The 17,613-nt window shown below is 70.4% G+C and carries 18 protein-coding genes; 11 read left to right on the top strand and 7 right to left on the bottom strand.

Translation table 11 applies throughout. The features are described 5' to 3' along the window. The first annotated feature begins 32 nt into the window (after positions 1-32). A complete protein-coding gene (locus tag AVL59_RS43060) occupies positions 33-218 on the top strand; it encodes a hypothetical protein (protein WP_067315237.1) in 186 nt (61 codons plus the stop codon). Positions 219-299: 81 nt separating this feature from the next. Here AVL59_RS43060 and AVL59_RS43055 read toward each other — a convergent pair whose 3' ends face one another. Next, a complete protein-coding gene (locus AVL59_RS43055; protein WP_067315235.1) occupies positions 300-1,802 on the bottom strand; it encodes a peptide MFS transporter in 1,503 nt (500 codons plus the stop codon). Between the two features lie 490 nt (positions 1,803-2,292). On the opposite strand from AVL59_RS43055, the gene AVL59_RS43050 reads away from it, so the two are divergent. Next, positions 2,293-2,970, top strand: coding sequence for a response regulator transcription factor (locus AVL59_RS43050; protein WP_067315233.1), 678 nt, complete (start codon positions 2,293-2,295; stop codon positions 2,968-2,970). 164 nt (positions 2,971-3,134) lie between these two features. After that, on the top strand, positions 3,135-4,406 hold the full coding sequence (locus AVL59_RS43045; protein ID WP_067315231.1) for an ATP-binding protein: 1,272 nt from the start codon (positions 3,135-3,137) through the stop codon (positions 4,404-4,406). A gap of 14 nt (positions 4,407-4,420) precedes the next feature. Here AVL59_RS43045 and AVL59_RS43040 read toward each other — a convergent pair whose 3' ends face one another. Continuing rightward, positions 4,421-4,924 carry a GtrA family protein gene (locus AVL59_RS43040; RefSeq protein ID WP_067315229.1) on the bottom strand — a complete coding sequence of 168 codons (504 nt, stop codon included), beginning with the start codon at positions 4,922-4,924 and terminating at the stop codon, positions 4,421-4,423. A 182-nt stretch (positions 4,925-5,106) separates the two neighbouring features. Between AVL59_RS43040 and AVL59_RS43035 the strand changes: the two genes are divergently transcribed. Genes AVL59_RS43035 through AVL59_RS43025 form a run of 3 tightly spaced genes read left to right on the top strand, consistent with a single transcriptional unit; the run spans position 5,107 to position 7,957 of the window. Then, positions 5,107-6,246: a 5-(carboxyamino)imidazole ribonucleotide synthase gene (locus AVL59_RS43035; RefSeq protein WP_067315228.1), complete on the top strand. Its 1,140-nt coding sequence runs from the start codon at positions 5,107-5,109 to the stop codon at positions 6,244-6,246. Continuing rightward, positions 6,243-6,764 carry a 5-(carboxyamino)imidazole ribonucleotide mutase gene (gene purE / locus AVL59_RS43030; protein WP_079147264.1) on the top strand — a complete coding sequence of 174 codons (522 nt, stop codon included), beginning with the start codon at positions 6,243-6,245 and terminating at the stop codon, positions 6,762-6,764. The genes AVL59_RS43035 and purE overlap by 4 nt, the downstream gene beginning before the upstream one ends. A gap of 5 nt (positions 6,765-6,769) precedes the next feature. Beyond that, on the top strand, positions 6,770-7,957 hold the full coding sequence (locus tag AVL59_RS43025; protein ID WP_067315224.1) for a dipeptidase: 1,188 nt from the start codon (positions 6,770-6,772) through the stop codon (positions 7,955-7,957). Here AVL59_RS43025 and AVL59_RS43020 read toward each other — a convergent pair. Next, positions 7,897-9,036, bottom strand: coding sequence for an alkene reductase (locus AVL59_RS43020; protein ID WP_067315222.1), 1,140 nt, complete (start codon positions 9,034-9,036; stop codon positions 7,897-7,899). The genes AVL59_RS43025 and AVL59_RS43020 overlap by 61 nt on opposite strands. 59 nt (positions 9,037-9,095) lie before the next feature. Between AVL59_RS43020 and AVL59_RS43015 the strand changes: the two genes are divergently transcribed. Further along, positions 9,096-9,488, top strand: coding sequence for a MerR family transcriptional regulator (locus AVL59_RS43015; RefSeq protein ID WP_067315221.1), 393 nt, complete (start codon positions 9,096-9,098; stop codon positions 9,486-9,488). 16 nt (positions 9,489-9,504) lie between these two features. Here the strand turns inward: AVL59_RS43015 and AVL59_RS43010 are convergent, their stop codons facing one another. Further along, positions 9,505-9,864, bottom strand: a complete 360-nt coding sequence (locus tag AVL59_RS43010; protein ID WP_067315219.1) for a VOC family protein — start codon at positions 9,862-9,864, stop codon at positions 9,505-9,507. Positions 9,865-9,979: 115 nt separating this feature from the next. On the opposite strand from AVL59_RS43010, the gene AVL59_RS43005 reads away from it, so the two are divergent. Further along, positions 9,980-10,486, top strand: coding sequence for a CGNR zinc finger domain-containing protein (locus AVL59_RS43005; RefSeq protein ID WP_067315218.1), 507 nt, complete (start codon positions 9,980-9,982; stop codon positions 10,484-10,486). A 122-nt stretch (positions 10,487-10,608) separates the two neighbouring features. Here AVL59_RS43005 and AVL59_RS43000 read toward each other — a convergent pair whose 3' ends face one another. Continuing rightward, positions 10,609-11,952, bottom strand: coding sequence for a UDP-glucose dehydrogenase family protein (locus tag AVL59_RS43000; RefSeq protein ID WP_067315216.1), 1,344 nt, complete (start codon positions 11,950-11,952; stop codon positions 10,609-10,611). Positions 11,953-12,132: 180 nt separating this feature from the next. Here AVL59_RS43000 and AVL59_RS42995 point away from each other — a divergent pair, with 180 nt between their 5' ends. Further along, positions 12,133-13,290, top strand: a complete 1,158-nt coding sequence (locus AVL59_RS42995; protein WP_067315214.1) for an acyl-CoA dehydrogenase — start codon at positions 12,133-12,135, stop codon at positions 13,288-13,290. A gap of 163 nt (positions 13,291-13,453) precedes the next feature. Further along, a complete protein-coding gene (locus AVL59_RS42990) occupies positions 13,454-13,816 on the top strand; it encodes a four-helix bundle copper-binding protein (protein WP_067315212.1) in 363 nt (120 codons plus the stop codon). Positions 13,817-13,888: 72 nt separating this feature from the next. Here the strand turns inward: AVL59_RS42990 and AVL59_RS42985 are convergent, their stop codons facing one another. After that, the gene (locus tag AVL59_RS42985) at positions 13,889-15,199 is read right to left on the bottom strand and encodes an LCP family protein (RefSeq protein WP_079147263.1); all 1,311 of its coding nucleotides are present in this window, start codon (positions 15,197-15,199) and stop codon (positions 13,889-13,891) included. A 119-nt stretch (positions 15,200-15,318) separates the two neighbouring features. Here AVL59_RS42985 and AVL59_RS42980 point away from each other — a divergent pair, with 119 nt between their 5' ends. Next, positions 15,319-15,867: an acyl-CoA thioesterase gene (locus tag AVL59_RS42980; RefSeq protein ID WP_067315210.1), complete on the top strand. Its 549-nt coding sequence runs from the start codon at positions 15,319-15,321 to the stop codon at positions 15,865-15,867. Between the two features lie 108 nt (positions 15,868-15,975). On the opposite strand, the gene AVL59_RS42975 is transcribed toward AVL59_RS42980, so the two are convergent. Further along, positions 15,976-17,517 (bottom strand): LCP family protein, encoded by a 1,542-nt coding sequence (locus AVL59_RS42975; protein ID WP_443732252.1) that lies wholly within the window; start codon positions 17,515-17,517, stop codon positions 15,976-15,978. Positions 17,518-17,613 lie beyond the last annotated feature (96 nt).

Genomic DNA, 17,613 nt, shown 5'->3' with positions numbered 1-17,613 from the left:
CAGCGGGCAGTCCGGCTCGTTCAGGGAGAACCATGCGTAAGAAGTTCACGGGGGCCCTCGCAGCTCTGACTCTGGCGGGCGCCATCGCCCTCGGCAGCGCGGGCTCGGCCAGCGCGGCCGGGTTCGGCGAGCACTCGCCGGGCAAGTGGCAGAGCGGTGAGGGTGGTTACGCGCTCGGCTGCGCCGTCGCCTCGCTGTGGGGCGTGAAGTGCGGCTGACGCGCTGACACAACACGAAGGCTGCCCGGGAACACTTCCCGGGCAGCCTTCGTGTTTGCCGGCTGTGTCAGCGCACTGTGATCAGTGCACGTCGCCCATGAGCTTGATGACCTTCTTGCGGTAGGCGAGGAAGCCCAGGCCGCCGAGGGCGGCGATCACGCCCTGGATCGCGAAGGACGTCGTCGACAGGAACGAGTCCCCGACGACGAGCTGGGTCAGGGCCGCCAGGCAGTCACCGGCGGTGACCGCGAGGAACCACAGGCCCATCATCTGGCTCGCGTACTTCTGCGGCGCCAGCTTGGTGGTGACCGACAGGCCGACCGGGGACAGGCACAGCTCGGCCACGGTCTGGATCAGGTAGACGGCGCACAGCCACAGCGGGGTGACCTTGGCGTCGCCGGAGGCGGCGCCCATGGCCAGCATCATCACGCCGAAGGAGACACCGATGCCGACGAGGCCGAGGGCGAACTTCACCGTCGTGCTCGGGTTGCGGTGACCCAGCTTGATCCACAGCGTCGCGATAACCGGGGCGAGCGCCATGACGAAGAGCGGGTTCAGCGACTGGAACCAGCTGGCCGGGAAGTGGAAGCCCCACAGCTTGTTCGCCGTGTGGTCGTTCGCGAACAGGTTCAGGGTCGAGCCGGACTGGTCGTAGATCATCCAGAAGACCGCGGCGACGACGAAGAACCACACGTAGCCGGTGATCTTGGACTTGTCGTCCGCCGTCAGCTCCTTGTCCCGGCGCATGCGGGTGAAGTAGAAGGCGGGCAGCGCCAGACCCATCAGGGACAGCGGCCACAGGACCCAGTCGATCGTGAACGAGCCGGTGGCGACCACGACGCCGTAGAAGACCGCGGCGGCGGCGGCCCACAGACCCGCCTTCTTCAGCAGCGCGGCGCGCTCGGCGGCGTCCACCGGCTGCGGCACCTGGCTGCTGATCGGGCTCAGGTGGCGGGTGCCGAGCAGGTACTGACCCAGGCCCAGCGCCATGCCCACACCGGCGAGCGCGAAGCCGAAGTGCCAGTTGGTGACGTCGGCGACCCAGCCGATGAGCAGCGGAGCGACGAACGCGCCCAGGTTGATGCCCATGTAGAAGACCGTGAAGGCGCCGTCGCGGCGGGCGTCGTTGCGGTCCGGGTAGAGGTGGCCGACCATCGTGGAGATGTTGGCCTTCAGCAGACCCGAACCGACGGCGATGAAGACGAGGCCGACGAAGAAGCACGCCTGGACCGGCACGGCGAGCAGGAAGTGGCCGATCATGATGATCGTGCCCGCGACCGCCACGGTCTTGCGCGGACCCCACAGCCGGTCGCCGATCCAGCCGCCCGGCATGGCCAGCAGGTACACCGTGGCGTTGTAGACCGAATAGATGGCCGCACCGGTGGCGGCCGCGAATCCGAGCCCGCCCTTGGCCGCCGGGGCGACCAAGTACAGGACGAGCAGAGCCCTCATGCCGTAGAAGCTGAAGCGCTCCCACATCTCGGTCATGAAGAGAGTGGCCAGGCCGCGGGGGTGGCCGAAGAAGGTCTTCTCGGACCCGGGGGTGCCCGGGCGGACCGAGTCCTTCGTCAGGCTGGACGCCATGGTCGTTCCTTGCTGGTCGGGACGCGCGTTGGAGCGCTGCGCGCCCGGTGGGGGTGCGGCCGGCACCGGCAGGGTCGGTCGTCCACCCCCACGCCCAGGGGGAGTCCGCTCCGGATCACGGCGCGGCGGACGGCGACCACCGGGATCCACGCCTCGCACGCGTCACTGCGTCCAGGGCCCGGCCAGAGGTCATTCCTTTCAAAGGCTGGTGTTCGCCAGCCCGCACACAAAAGAGACCTTCAGCAATCATGCTCGCCAAAGGTCCCCGGTGTGCTACAGGCGTTCAGGTCACCATACGGCAGGACAGTGCCGGATATGGAAGGACTTGAGACACGGATCACAGGTGTCGCGGGAACCATGGGAGGGGTTTCCAAGGTCCCCTCTACGATCGCACCTCTGGGGCAATGGTTCGTACCACTGGCCCGGCAAGGTAAGAAGCCGGGAACCGATCACACCCCAGCACTACGCGCGGGCGGTCTACCATCACTGCATGACCCGTGTACTGCTCGCCGAGGACGACGCGTCCATCTCGGAGCCGCTGGCCCGCGCCCTGCGCCGGGAAGGTTACGAGGTCGAGGTGCGCGAGGACGGACCCACCGCGCTCGACGCCGGAATGCAGGGCGGCGTCGATCTGGTCGTGCTGGACCTGGGCCTGCCCGGCATGGACGGCCTGGAGGTCGCCCGCCGACTGCGCGCCGACGGCCAGACCGTGCCGATCCTCATCCTGACCGCGCGGGCCGACGAGGTGGACACCGTCGTCGGCCTGGACGCGGGCGCCGACGACTACGTCACCAAGCCCTTCCGGCTCGCCGAACTGCTCGCCCGGGTGCGGGCCCTGCTGCGGCGCGGCGCGGCCGAGCCGCAGCAGCCGCCGGCCACGCACGGTGTGCGGATCGACGTCGAGTCGCACCGGGCGTGGATGGGCGACGAGGAACTCCAGCTCACCGCGAAGGAGTTCGACCTGCTGCGGGTGCTGGTGCGAGACGCCGGCCGCGTGGTCACCCGGGACCAGTTGATGCGTGAGGTCTGGGACACGACGTGGTGGTCGTCGACCAAGACGCTCGACATGCACATCTCCTGGCTGCGCAAGAAGCTCGGTGATGATGCGGCCAACCCCCGGTACATCGCGACCGTGCGTGGCGTGGGCTTCCGGTTCGAAAAGAGCTGAGCGCCGCAGGGGCTGATGCGGGGTGTGCGGCCGCCGGTCCGTCGTGGCTGGTCGCGCCCGCGCGGCGGAGCCGCGTGTCGACCGGGTCCCGCGCCCCTGGGCTGGCTGCCCCGGGCCGGAGTCGCAAGGCACACTGGTCGTCGTAAGCCACTCCGGAGGGCCCCGTGCGTCGTCGTCTCATCCAGTCCACCCTCGCCGTCGTCCTCGTGGTGATCGCGGTCTTCGGCGTGTCCCTCGTCATCGTCGAGACGCGGACGATCAGCAACAGTGCCCAGGAGCGCGTGGAGTCCGAGGCGGTGCGGCTGGCCAGCATCGTGGACAGCCGGATCCTCGCGGCCGAGAACGTCAACGCCGAGGTCCTGCGCAACCCGGTCAGCAAGGACCAGTACGCCGAGATCCGGGTTCCGGGCCGGGCGCCGATCGCGATCGGCACCAAGCCCGAGGGTGACGTCATCCGCTCCACGCAGATGGGCGAGGAGGGGGAGACGGTCACCGTCGAGGAGCCCCGCTCCGCGGTGACCCGCGAGGTCGGCCGCACCCTGCTGATCATCGGGCTCGTGGCGCTGCTCGCGGTGGTCGCCGCCGTGCTGCTCGCCGTGCGCCAGGCCAACCGACTCGCCTCCCCGCTCACCGACCTCGCCGAGACCGCCGAACGCCTCGGCTCGGGCGACCCCCGCCCGCGGCACAAGCGGTACGGCGTCCCGGAGCTGGACCGGGTCGCCGATGTGCTGGACTCCTCGGCCGAGCGCATCGGCCGGATGCTGACGGCGGAGCGGCGCCTCGCGGCCGATGCCTCGCACCAGCTGCGCACCCCGCTGACCGCTCTGTCGATGCGTCTTGAGGAGATCACCCTCACCGACGATCCGGACACGGTGAAGGACGAGGCGAACGTCGCTCTCACCCAGGTCGAGCGGCTCACGGACGTGGTGGAGCGGCTGCTGACCAACTCGCGCGACCCGCGCACCGGCTCCGCCGTCGCCTTCGACCTGGACGAGGTCATCCAGCAGCAGCTCGCCGAGTGGCGGCCCGCCTACCGCAGCGCCGGCCGGGCCATCGTCAGCTCGGGCAAACGGCATCTGCAGGCCGTCGGCACCCCGGGCGCCGTCGCGCAGGTGCTGGCCGCGCTGATCGAGAACTCGCTGATGCACGGCGGCGGCACGGTCGCCCTGCGCACCCGCGTCACCGGCAACCAGGCCGTGGTCGAGGTCACCGACGAGGGTCCCGGAGTCCCGGCCGACCTGGGTGCGCGGATCTTCGAGCGGACCATCAGCGGGCGCAACTCCACGGGCATCGGCCTGGCCGTCGCCCGGGACCTCGCGGAGGCCGACGGCGGCCGTCTGGAGCTGCTCCAGTCCCAGCCGCCGGTGTTCGGCCTGTTCCTGTCCCGCACGCCCCCGGCCCGCAAGCCGGACGAGGACCGGCCGATGGTCCGCTAGCGGGCAGCGGGCTCCTAGGGGACGCGCTGTGTGGACGAGGGGTTCTTCGACTCCTCCTCCAGGATCGATTCCGCGCTCGCGACCGCCTCGCGGGCCGGCATCGCCTTGAAGACCCAGGTGCGGTACGACCAGAACCGGAAGAGGGTGGCGATGCCGATGCCGAGGAACTTGGAGACGTTGCTCTGCAGCGGGCTGTCCCAGCCGAAGCCGTACGTCGCCAGGTAGAGCACGCCGTTCTCGATCACCAGGCCGATCGCGCTGAAGAACAGGAACAGCGTGAGTTCCTTGGTGCGGCTGCCCTTGTCGCGGTCCCGGTACGTCCAGTAGCGGAAGCCGACGTAGTTGAAGGCGATCGCGACAACGGTCGCGATGATGCTGGCGCGCACGACCGGCAGATCGGAGATGTGCCGGACCAGGTTGAACACACCGAGATTGACAAGGACGCCGGCGCCGCCGACGGCGCCGAACTTGGCCACCTCGTGTACGAGCCGTTGCAGCCCCGAGGAACGAGGTTCCATGGCTGTGCAGCTCCCGTCGGTAGGTTTCGTCAACCCAGCCATGCTAACCAGGCGGCCAGTGCGACGCTCCCGGACCAGGCCACAGCTTGGGAACGGGTCGGAAAGAGGCGGGAAAGCCCCGGGTAAGAGGGTGTGAGAGGCGCGCGATCCGGCCGCGCCTGCGCGGCCGATACGCTAGAGGTGTGACGTTCCCGGTAGTCGGCATGGTCGGCGGGGGGCAGCTCGCGCGTATGACGCACGAGGCGGGCATCCCGTTGGGCATCAGGTTCAAGCTCCTCAGTGACACCCCTCAGGATTCCGCGGCGCAGGTCGTCAGCGATGTCGTCCTCGGCGACTATCGCGACCTGGACACGCTGCGTGAGTTCGCGCGCGGTTGTGATGTGATCACCTTCGATCACGAACATGTACCCACCGAGCACCTCAGGGCTCTGGAGGCGGACGGTATCCCCGTGCGCCCAGGGCCCGACGCACTGGTGCACGCCCAGGACAAGGGCGTGATGCGCGCGAGGCTCGACGCGATCGGCGTGCCGTGCCCGCGGCACCGGATCGTGAGCGACCCGGAGGACGTGGTCCGGTTCGCGGCCGAAGGGGATGGTTTCCCGGTCGTCCTGAAGACCGTCCGCGGTGGCTACGACGGCAAGGGCGTGTGGGTCGTGGAGACCGCCGAGGAGGCCGCTGAGCCCTTCCGCGCCGGCGTCCCCGTGCTCGCGGAGGAGAAGGTCGACTTCGTCCGGGAGCTGGCCGCCAACGTCGTACGGTCCCCGCACGGCCAGGCCGTCGCCTACCCGGTGGTGGAGTCCCGGCAGGTCGGCGGCGTGTGCGACACGGTCATCGCCCCCGCTCCCGGCCTGGACGAGGAGCAGGCCCTCAGGGCCGAGGAGATGGCGCTGCGGATCGCCAAGGAGCTGGGTGTCGTCGGGCACCTCGCCGTCGAGCTGTTCCAGACCCGCGACGGCCGCATACTCGTCAACGAGCTGGCGATGCGCCCGCACAACTCGGGCCACTGGACCCAGGACGGCGCGATCACCTCCCAGTTCGCCAACCATGTCCGCGCGGTCCTGGACCTCCCGCTCGGTGACCCGCGCCCGCGCGCCCGCTGGACGGTCATGGCCAACGTCCTCGGCGGCGACTACCCGGACATGTACTCCGCCTACTTGCACTGCATGGCCCGCGACCCCAAGCTCAAGATCCACATGTACGGCAAGGACGTGAAGCCCGGCCGCAAGGTCGGACACGTCAACACCTACGGCGACGACCTGGACGACGTGCTGGAGCGCGCCCGTCACGCAGCCGGCTACCTGAGAGGCACGATCACCGAATGAGCCCCGTTGTTGGCATCGTCATGGGGTCGGACTCCGACTGGCCCGTCATGGAGGCCGCCGCCAAGGCCCTGGACGAGTTCGAGATCGCCTACGAGGTCGACGTCGTCTCCGCGCACCGCATGCCGCGCGAGATGATCAGCTACGGCGAGCACGCCGCCGAGCGCGGGCTGAAGGTGATCATCGCCGGGGCCGGCGGCGCCGCCCACCTGCCGGGCATGCTCGCCTCGGTCACCCCGCTGCCGGTCATCGGCGTCCCCGTGCCGCTGAAGTACCTCGACGGCATGGACTCCCTGCTCTCGATCGTGCAGATGCCGGCCGGTGTCCCGGTCGCCACCGTCTCCGTCGGCGGTGCCCGCAACGCCGGTCTGCTCGCGGCCCGCATGCTCGCCGCACACGACGAGGACCTGATGCACAAGATGCGCGACTTCCAGCAGGACCTCAACGACCAGGCCACCGAGAAGGGCAAGCGGCTGCGCTCCAAGGTCGAGGGCACCGGCGGCTTCGGCTTCGGGAAGTGAGGCCCATGACCTCGCTGGACGTAGCCCGCGAACTGCTGCGCGCGTACCCCGTCGTCGACGGCCACAACGACCTGCCGTACGCGCTGCGCAAGCAGGTCCGCTACGACCTCGACGCGCGCGATGTCGCCGAACGCCAGGACGCCCATCTGCACACCGACCTGCCCCGGCTGCGCGAGGGCGGGGTCGGCGCGCAGTACTGGTCGGTGTACGTCCGCTCCGACCTGCCGGACGCGGTGCCGGCCACGCTGGAGCAGATCGACTGCGTACGGCAGCTGATCGAGCGCTACCCGCGGCAGCTGCGCGGCGCCCTGACGGCGGCCGACATGGAGGCCGCCCGCAGTGAGGGCCGCATCGCCTCCCTGATGGGCGCGGAGGGCGGTCACTCGATCGCCAACTCGCTCGGCACCCTGCGCGGCCTGTACGGGCTCGGCGTGCGCTACATGACGCTCACCCACAACGACAACGTGGACTGGGCGGACTCGGCGACCGACGAGCCGAAGGCGGGCGGCCTGACCGCGTTCGGCCGCGAGGTCGTGCGGGAGATGAACCGGCTCGGCATGCTCGTCGACCTCTCCCACGTGGCGGCGACGACCATGCGCGACGCCCTGGACGCCTCCTCGGCGCCGGTGATCTTCTCGCACTCCTCGGCCCGTGCCGTGTGCGACCACCCGCGCAACATCCCGGACGACGTCCTGGAGCGGCTGCCGGGCAACGGCGGCATGGCGATGGTGACGTTCGTGCCGAAGTTCGTGCTCCAGGCGGCCGTGGACTGGACGGCCGCGGCCGACGAGAACCTGCGCGCCCACGGCTTCCACCACCTGGACACCAGCCCGGAGGCGATGAAGCTGCACCGCGCCTTCGAGGAGCGCACCCCGCGCCCTCTCGCCACGGTCTCGACGGTCGCCGACCACCTGGACCACATGCGCGAGACGGCGGGCATCGACCACCTGGGCATCGGCGGCGACTACGACGGCACCGCCTTCACCCCCGACGGCCTGGACGACGTCTCCGGCTACCCGAACCTGATCGCCGAGCTCCTGGACCGCGGCTGGTCGAAGTCCGACCTGGCCAAGCTGACCTGGCAGAACGCGGTACGGGTGCTGGGTGCGGCGGAGGACGTGGCCCGCGAGCTTCAGGCGACCCGGGCGCCGTCCAACGCCACCATCGAGTCGCTCGACGACGGCGCCGCCTGACCGTCCAGGGCGGGGTAGTCGTTGTAGCCGTCGGCCCCGCCCACGTACATGAAGTACCGGTCCCGGACCGGGTTGAGCGGGGCGCCCCGGCGCAGCCGTTCGACCAGGTCCGGGTTGGCGAGGAACGGCCGGCCGAGCGCCACCAGGTCGGCGCCGGCCGCCAGCAGGTCCTGCACGGCCCGGGTGACGGCCTCGGTGGTCAGGTCGGTCAGGTCCGGGTTGCCGATCAGGACGCCGGGCCAGTCGGCGCGGATCCGCCGGTACCAGCCGGTCCCCGGGTCCGAGCGCACCAGGTGCAGATAGGCGAGGTCCAGCTCCTTCAGGCGGGCCAGGAGCGCGGCGTAGAGGCCGTCGGTGCCGTCCTCCAGGACGCCGTTGACGGTGCTCGCGGGGGAGATGCGTATGCCCACCCGGTCGGCGCCGATCGCGTCGGCCACCGCCTCGGTCACCTCGGCCGCGAGGCGCACCCGGCGCCGCACGGAGCCGCCGTAGGCGTCCGTGCGGCGGTTGGTGTTGTCCGCGAGGAACTGGTGCAGCAGCATGCCGTTGGCCGAGTGCACCTCCACGCCCTCGAAGCCCGCCTCGACGGCCCGGCGGGCGGCCGAGGCGAAGTCGGCCACGGTGGCGCGGATGTCGTCGGTGGTCATCTCCCGGGGGACGGCGGCAGGCCGGTGCCCGTGCGGAGTGAAGATCGTCTCCGGCAGCGGGACCGCGGAGGGGGCCACCGGCGTCAGCCCGGTGGTCGCCGGATGGCCGACCCGGCCGCCGTGCTGGAGCTGCAGGAACATCCGCCCGCCGCCCGCCCGCACGGCCTCGGTCACCCGACGCCAGCCGGCCACGTGCCGGTCGGTGTGGATCGCGGTGATGTTCGGATACGTCTGCCCGACCGCGTTCGGCGTCGAGCCCTCGGCGATGATCAGCCCGGCGGAGGCGCGGTGGGCGTAGTGGGTGGCCATGAGCGGGGTCGGGGTGCCGTCCGCCTCCGCGCGATTGCGGGTCAGCGGGGCCATCACCAGATGGTTCGGGAGCGCGAGCCGGCCGAGCCGGGCCGGGGCCAGGAAGTCCGTTGTCTGCGTCATGCCCGTACGCTAGAACCTGACATTGATGTCAGATTCAAGCCCATCCGGCGGAGGCGGACATGCGGATCGGTGAGCTGGCCCGGCGCACGGGCGTGAGCGAGCGGTCGCTGCGCTACTACGAGACCCAGGGGCTGCTCGCCGCCGAGCGGACACCCGGCGGGCACCGGGACTACCCGGAGGTCGCCGTCGACCGGGTCATCCGGATCCAGGAGCTGTACGCGGCCGGGCTGCACAGCGAGAAGATCCGGCAGCTGCTGCCGTGCATGCGGGACCGGGACGGCGGGCCCTCCGTGATCGCCACCCCGCGGCTGGTCGCCGACCTCACCGCCGAGCGCGACCGCATCGACCGGATGATCGCCGACCTGGTGCGCTCCCGGGAGACCCTGGACGAGGTGATCCAGGCGGCCGAGGACAAGCCGCCGACGGCCCGGATCACGGAACCGGACGGCTGACCGAGTCCTTCCGGAGTCAGCAGGCGCAGAGGCAGAACGGGTGCCCCGCGGGGTCCGCGTACACACGCCAGGTGCGTGAGCGGTCGTCGGTGTCCAGGGGCTTCGCCCCGAGCGCCAGCACCTCCTTCTCGGCCGTGTCCAGGTCCTCGACCACCAGGTCCAGATGGAACTGCTGCGAACCCTCCTGCCCGGGCCACGTCGGCGGGACGAACGCGGGCGCCTGCTGGAACGCCAGATCCTGGCCGCCCGGCACCTTCAGATCGACCCAGCCGTCCTGCTCCTCGATCGTGCCGCCCAGCACTCCCGCATAGAAACCGGCGAGCGCATGGGGATCGGGACAGTCCAGGACGACCACGCCCAGCTTGGCGAGTGCCATACCTTCCTCCATGAGGTCGGAGTTACCTTTAGAAGCAAGTAACCAGTAACGCGTTACCTGATGGTCCCGCACCGGAGGTAACGCCGCAACCGGATTCGGAAGGTAACTTGCGGACATGAGCGAGAGATCGGCCGCTCCCGGCGGCCTGGCCCTGATCGAGTCCCTGGTGAACACGCTGGACATCGAAACGGGACACGACTCGCTCGACACGGCGGACGGCCGGGCGCGCTTCGGTCTCGCGGAGGACGAGCTGCCGTACGTCCGCACCCTGCGCGAGTCGCTGCGGGCCGTGCTGCTCGCGCACGCCGGGCACCCGCCGCACCGCGAGGTGACCCCGCTCGGCGAGCTGCTGGCGCACGCTCCGCTGTATGTCGCCGTCGACGGTCACGACGGCTCCGCGACCCTCGCCCCGGCCGACACCGGCCCGCTGCTCTCCCGCGTCGCCGTCGCCGTCGCCGAGGCGGTCGTCGCGGGCACCTGGGCCCGGCTGAAGGCCTGCGAGGCCGGGACCTGCCACTGGGCGTACTACGACCGCAGCCCCGCCGGACGCGGCCGCTGGTGCTCGATGCAGGTGTGCGGGGCGCGCGCGAAGATGCGCCGGTACCGGGCGAAGGAGCCGTGAACCACACCGAGTTCATCGGCCACGCGGGTGCCGCGTGGTGCAGAATGCGGAAAGACGCCGGTTCGGCCGACTGAGCCTCGGCCGAACCGGCGTCACCCGTTCGTCCACGCGCCCGGGTTCGGCTACGCGGTCGGGCGGCCCATCGCCCGGTACGTCCATCCCGCGCGCCGCCACAGCTCCGGGTCGAGGGCGTTGCGGCCGTCCAGGATCACCCGGGCCGTCGCCACCTCGCCCAGCGCCGCCGGGTCCAGCTCGCGGAACTCCCGCCACTCGGTCAGGTGCAGCACGACATCGGCCCCGCGCACGGCCTCGCGGGCCGAGCCGGCATAGCCCAGGGTGGGGAAGACCTTGCGGGCGTTCTGCATGCCCTTCGGGTCGTACACCGTCACCTGGCCGCCCTGGAGATGGATCTGCCCGGCCACGTTCAGCGCGGGCGAGTCCCGGACGTCGTCCGAGTCCGGCTTGAAGGTGGCGCCGAGCACCGCGACCCGCTTGCCGAGGAACGAGCCGCCGCCGAGGGCCTCCCGGGCCATCTCCACCATCTGGCCGCGCCGGCGCATGTTGATGGAGTCGATCTCCCGCAGGAAGGTCAGCGCCTGGTCCGCGCCCAGCTCACCGGCGCGCGCCATGAACGCCCGGATGTCCTTGGGCAGACACCCGCCGCCGAAGCCGATCCCGGCCCGCAGGAACTTCTTGCCGATCCGGTCGTCATGCCCGATGGCCTCCGCCAGCTTCGCCACGTCACCGCCGCCGGCCTCGCACACCTCCGCCATCGCGTTGATGAAGGAGATCTTGGTCGCGAGGAAGGAGTTCGCGGCCGTCTTCACCAGCTCGGCGGTCGGGAAGTCGGTCACCACGAACGGCGTGCCCTCGGCGACCGGAGTGGCGTACACCTCGCGCAGCAGCTTCTCGGCCCGCTCGCCGCGCACGCCCACCACGATCCGGTCCGGGTGCAGCGTGTCCTGCACGGCGAAGCCCTCGCGCAGGAACTCCGGGTTCCAGGCCAGTTCCGCGTCCGCACCGGCGGGAGCGTGCTCGGCGAGGTAGGCGGCCAGCCGCTCGGCCGAGCCGACCGGCACGGTCGACTTGCCGACGACCAGGGCGGGCCCGTGCAGATGCGGGGCGAGGGAGGCGATGGCGGCGTCGACGTACGACATGTCGGCCGCGTACTCGCCGTGCCGCTGCGGGGTGTTCACACACACGAAGTGCACGTCACCGAACGCGGCGACCTCGGCCCAGTCGGTGGTGAACCGCAGCCGCCCCGAGGACCCCTCGAAGCCTGCCACATGCCTGCGCAGCAGCTCTTCGAGCCCCGGCTCGAACATCGGGGTCTCGCCGCGCTCCAGCATCGCGATCTTCTCGGGCACGACATCGAGCCCCAGCACCTCGAAACCGAGCTCGGCCATGGCCGCGGCGTGCGTGGCGCCCAGGTATCCGGTGCCGATCACGGTGATCTTCAGGCTCATGGATGTGCTCCAGATCGGGTACGTCGGTGATGCGGAGCCGAGCATAGTCGGGCTGTCCTGCGGGCAATTTCCCCGCTGTCGCCAAGCTCACGTAGGCGTGCTTGGGGCAGGCCTCTAAAATTTGAGTTACTTAACGGTAATTAGCGTCAGTATCACTGCGTCTTTGGAGCGTGAGAGACCGTGGCCGGATCGGCTGACTTCGACCTGTACCGCCCGTCCGAGGAGCACGACATGCTCCGGGACGCCGTCCGCTCGCTGGTCGAGGCGAAGATCGCGCCCTACGCCGCCGCGGTGGACGAGGAGGCCCGTTTCCCGCAGGAGGCCCTCGACGCCCTGGTCGCCAACGACCTGCACGCGGTGCACGTCCCCGAGGAGTACGGCGGCGCCGGCGCCGACGCGCTCGCCACGGTCATCGTGATCGAGGAGGTGGCCCGCGCCTGCGTGTCCTCCTCCCTCATCCCCGCGGTGAACAAGCTGGGCTCGCTTCCGGTGATCCTCTCCGGCTCCGAGGACCTGAAGAAGAAGTACCTCGCCCCGCTCGCCAAGGGCGACGCGATGTTCTCGTACTGCCTCTCCGAGCCGGAGGCGGGCTCGGACGCCGGCGGCATGACGACCAAGGCCGTCCGCGACGGCGACCACTACGTCCTCAACGGCGTCAAGCGCTGGATCACCAACGCGGGCGTCTCCGAGTACTACACGGTCATGGCCGTGACCGACCCGACCAAGCGCACCAAGGGCATCTCCGCCTTCGTCGTCGAGAAGTCGGACGAGGGCGTCTCCTTCGGCGCCCCGGAGAAGAAGCTCGGCATCAAGGGCTCCCCGACCCGCGAGGTCTACTTCGACAACGTCCGCATCCCCGCCGACCGCATCATCGGCGAGGAGGGCACCGGCTTCGCCACCGCCATGAAGACCCTGGACCACACCCGCATCACCATCGCGGCCCAGGCCCTCGGCGTCGCCCAGGGCGCCCTCGACTACGCCAAGGGCTACGTCCAGGAGCGCAAGCAGTTCGGCAAGCCGATCGCCGACTTCCAGGGCATCCAGTTCATGCTCGCCGACATGGCCATGAAGATCGCCGCCGCCCGCGCCCTGACGTACCAGGCCGCGGCCGCCTCCGAGCGCGGCGACAAGGACCTCACCTTCCAGGGCGCGGCCGCCAAGTGCTTCGCCTCGGACGTCGCCATGGAGGTCACCACGGACGCGGTCCAGCTCCTCGGCGGCTACGGCTACACGCGGGACTACCCGGTGGAGCGCATGATGCGCGACGCCAAGATCACCCAGATCTACGAGGGAACGAACCAGGTCCAGCGGATCGTCATGGCCCGCAACCTGCCGTAAGCGGCCACGGGTTCCGGTTCTTCGGGAAGGCGTCCTGCGGGGCGCCTTCCGTCGTTCCGGGGTACGCCTCCCGACTGGTCGGTCACATGCCGAACGGCGCTCACCGGCGTAGGACGGAAGCACGCGGGGCCCGCTCCGGGCCCCTCTCCCCCCAGGAGGAGCCATGACCCAGCCCGGAACCATGACCGCCATGACCCAGCAGATGCAGGACTGCGTCGACGCCTGCATGAACTGCCACAGCGTCTGCGAGGAGACCATGAGCTCCTGCATGCAGATGGGCGGTCAGGCCCAGATGCAGATCATGCGCGCGCTCATGGACTGCTCCGAGACGACCCGTATGTGCGCCGACATGATGATGCGGCGCTCGCCGATGTCCCCCGACATGTGCGCGATGTGCGCCAAGGCCTGCGACATGTGTGCCGATGCGTGTATGGCCATGCCCGATGATCCCCAGATGATGCGCTGTGCCGAGGCGTGTCGCCGCTGTGCGGAGACGTGCCGCGCGATGGCGGGCGCCAAGATGTGAGCCGGCGGCCGTGAAACGGCCAAGGGCACCCTTGCGGGTGCCCTTGGCCGTGCCGTCGGCGTTCCGGTGTCGCTAGTTGCCGGAGACGGTGACCGGCTGGTCGTTCTTCAACTCGTCCACCAGGGTCTTCATCTTCGCCTTGTCCCAGACGAGGTTGCCGCCGGTGGAGCCGGAGACCGGCATGTTCAGGGACTTGCCGTCACCGCCGCTGACGCCCTTCATCGCCCAGAACATCGAGGCCAGGTCCCACAGGGACATGTCCTTGTCGACGATCAGGGAGTCCAGCCCCGCGCCCATGGTCGGGTAGAACTTGAACGGGTTGAGGACGGTCGAGGGCGTCGCCACCTGGTGGGCCAGGGCCGAGAGGAACTTCTGCTGGTTCTTGGTGCGCTGGAGGTCGGAGGCGGCGAAGGCGTGCCGCGTGCGGACGAAAGCCAGCGCCTGCTCGCCGTTGAGCGTCTGCTTGCCGGCCTTGAAGTCCGCGCCCGAGTACTTGTCCTTGAAAGCCTTGTCGATGGTGATGTCGACGCCGCCCACCGCGTCCACGATGCTGGCGAAGCCCTGGAAGCCGATCTCGCAGTAGTGGTCGATGTGCAGACCGGTGTTGTACTCGATCGTGCGGACCAGCAGCGTCGGACCGTCGAACGCGTACGCCGCGTTCAGCTTGTTCTGGCCCATGGCGGGCCGGATCTTGCCCGACGTCGAACCGCGGAAGGTCGGAATCGTCACGTTCGAGTCGCGGGGCAGCGAGATCAGTGTGTCGCCGTTGTCCCCGACGTGCAGGATCATCATCGAGTCGGTGCGCTTGCCCTCGGCGGACCCGGTGTGCAGCTTCTTCTCGTCCGCCTTGGACATGCCCTCACGGCTGTCCGAGCCCACGATCAGGTAGTTCGTGCCCTGGCCGGACTCGGGCCGGTCGATGACCTTCGACAGGTCGACCTCGCGGCGCAGCTTGGAGTCGGCCCAGAAGTACGTCGCCACCGAGGTGACGATGAGCACAGTGACCAGCGTGAGCACGGCCCACTTGATCCGGCGCCGCCAGTTCGGGCGCGGCCGGTAGCGGTCGACCTCCGGGTCCGAGTCGTTGTCGTTGGGTACGAAGCCGCCGCCGCGGCCGCCGCCGTACACCTGGCCCGTGTTGTAGCCGCTGTCATAGCCGTCGTATCCCTGGCCGTCGCTGTACGACGGCTGCTGCGGGACTCCGGCGCCGTACGGCGGTGCCGACGGGCCGGGGGCGCCGTACGAGCGCTGCCCGGGCGGTACCGCCGGGCCGCGCTGCACATGACGCATCGCGCGGGCGCCTTCCGGCTGCGCGCCGCCACTGCCGCGTCCGTAGCGCGGACCGCGGTTGTCGTCGGACCATCCTTCGGGCCAGTCATTCATGCGCCCCAGTGTGCAGGGCACTGCCGTGGGCCTTACAAGGGGTGTCGGAAAATCAGGGCGCCGCTGTTGCGAAGCTGACACAAATTCCGCGAAAGTCGCTTCGGCATAAGGTGGAGGCCATGACAGACCAGGCTCCGGACGCGGATCCGGACATCCCGGGCAAGGCGACATCTGCTTCCCGTACCACCCTCAGCCACATCATGACCCACAACGACACCAACCTTCTGGGCACGGTGCACGGCGGGGTGATCATGAAGCTGGTCGACGACGCGGCGGGCGCGGTGGCCGGACGGCACTCCGGCGGACCCGCCGTCACCGCCTCCATGGACGAGATGGCGTTCCTGGAGCCGATCCGCGTGGGTGATCTGGTCCATGTGAAGGCCCAGGTCAACTGGACCGGCCGGACCTCGATGGAGGTCGGTGTGCGGGTCCTGGCCGAGCGCTGGAACGAGTCGACCCCCGCCACCCAGGTCGGCTCGGCCTACCTGGTCTTCGCGGCTGTGGACGCCGACGGCAAGCCCCGCCGGGTGCCGCCGGTGCTCCCGGAGACCGACCGCGACCGCCGCCGCTACCAGGAGGCCCAGATCCGCCGCACCCACCGCCTGGCCCGCCGCCGGGAGATCCGCGAGCTGCGCGAGAAGCGGGCGGCGGAGGGCTTCGAGGATTGAGCGCTCCACCGGGAGGCCGGTGCGTCACGTGCGGGTCCGTCGCGGCCGGCCGCGCGCACACGGCTCAGCCGCACCTCGATGCGGCCCCGCGCCCTTTCGGGGCGCGCCCTATGCCCTCTGCGCCTCCGGGCACACCACCTCGTTGCCGCGCACCACGCTCTGCTCCGGCTTGCCGGGGTCCTCGAGTTTCACCTTGTGCACCTTGCGGATGTCCTGGAAGTCCGCCCCTGCGGTGACCTTCATCACCGGACCCAGGCCCGGCACCGCGCGCAGTTCGCTGCCGGGCAGGGCCGCGCCCAGGGATCGGGCGGAGCGGTCCCAGCGGGGGTCGTAGGAGATCACCGTGCGCTCGGCGTCGTGCACGGCCGCGGGCACCGGCTGGTGGTTGGCGGCGAAACCGCCCGCCGCGAGGGCCGCGTCGAGCCGCTTGGCCACCCCGGCCGTGGCGGTGCCGTTCTCCACCTGGACCCGGATCTGCCGCGGGTCGACCTCCACGGGCACCGGCGCGGCGGCGCGGTGCGGGTGGTCCACGATGAGCGGCTCGTCGTCGCGCAGGGCCTGGAACAGCCTGCCGGACGCCGCCTGGTCCCACTTCAGGGTCGAGCCGATGCCCTTGACCTGGTAGTTCATCTGCCCGATGGGCACGGTGGTGAACTCGGAGGAGGACGGGGAGAAGTTCCGCATCGCCCGGCCGAGGTCGAGCAGCTCGTCCGTGCCGAAACCCTCGTCCGCCCGCACCGAGCCGAGCACCGCCCGGGTCACGTCCCTGAACCGCATCGGGTTCAGCAGCACCCTGGAGGAGCTGGCCCGCTCGATCAGCGCGGCCAGGAACCGCTGCTGCCGTTTCATCCGGCTCAGGTCGCTGACCCCGTCGAGGTGCCGCGAGCGTACGTACTGCAGTGCCTGGCCGCCGTTGAGGACGTGGGTACCGGCCGCGAGGTCGAGGCCGGTGTACGAGTCCTTCAGCGGTGTCGATGTGCAGACCTGGACCCCGCCGAGGACGTCCACGGTCCTCATGAAGCTGGTGAAGTCGACCTCCAGATAGTGGTCGATCTTCACATGGGTCATGGCCTCGACCGTGGCTACGGTCAGCTGGGGGCCGCCCTCGGCGTAGGCGGCGTTCAGCTTGACGGGGTGCGGGCCGTGCCGCTGCCCGGTGGTCGTGTCGATGTGCGCGGGCACCTCGGCGTAGGAGTCCCGGGGCAGGCTCACCACGGTCGCGCGTTCCCGGTCGTCCGAGATGTGCACGATCATGATCGTGTCGGTGCAGTGGCAGGGCTGGCCGCCCAGCCGGTAGGCGCGCCGCTGCGCCGCGCTGACCTTGTCGCGGCCGTCGGTGCCGACCAGCAGGACGTTCATGCCGTGCCCCGCGCGGGGCCGGTTCTTCATGTCCTTGAAGGCGTCGACCCGGGTGATGCCGGCGTCCAGACTGGTGACGACCGCATGGCCGATACCGGCGGAGGCGAGCACCACCACGGACAGTGTGGTCACCGCCCGCATGGCCCAGCGCGGCCGCCGGGGCCGCACGGATCGCGTGGCCCGCTCGGGCTGCCTGGGCACGCGGCTGGGCGGCTGCGGTCGGCGCTGCGGCCTGGGGTCACCTCCCGCGCTTTCGGCAGCGGGGGAGGGAGACCGTGGCTGGCTGGGCAAGGGACACCTCCGGACGACGGCCGTACGTGGGATCCGTGAGCACCGTAGGCCGATACGATCCTCAGCCCGCGCCTCAGCCCCGGCGGCGCGCACCGC

Source organism: Streptomyces griseochromogenes, from assembly GCF_001542625.1.
GTDB lineage: Bacteria > Actinomycetota > Actinomycetes > Streptomycetales > Streptomycetaceae > Streptomyces > Streptomyces griseochromogenes.
This window is presented reverse-complemented; position numbering and strand designations above follow the sequence as displayed.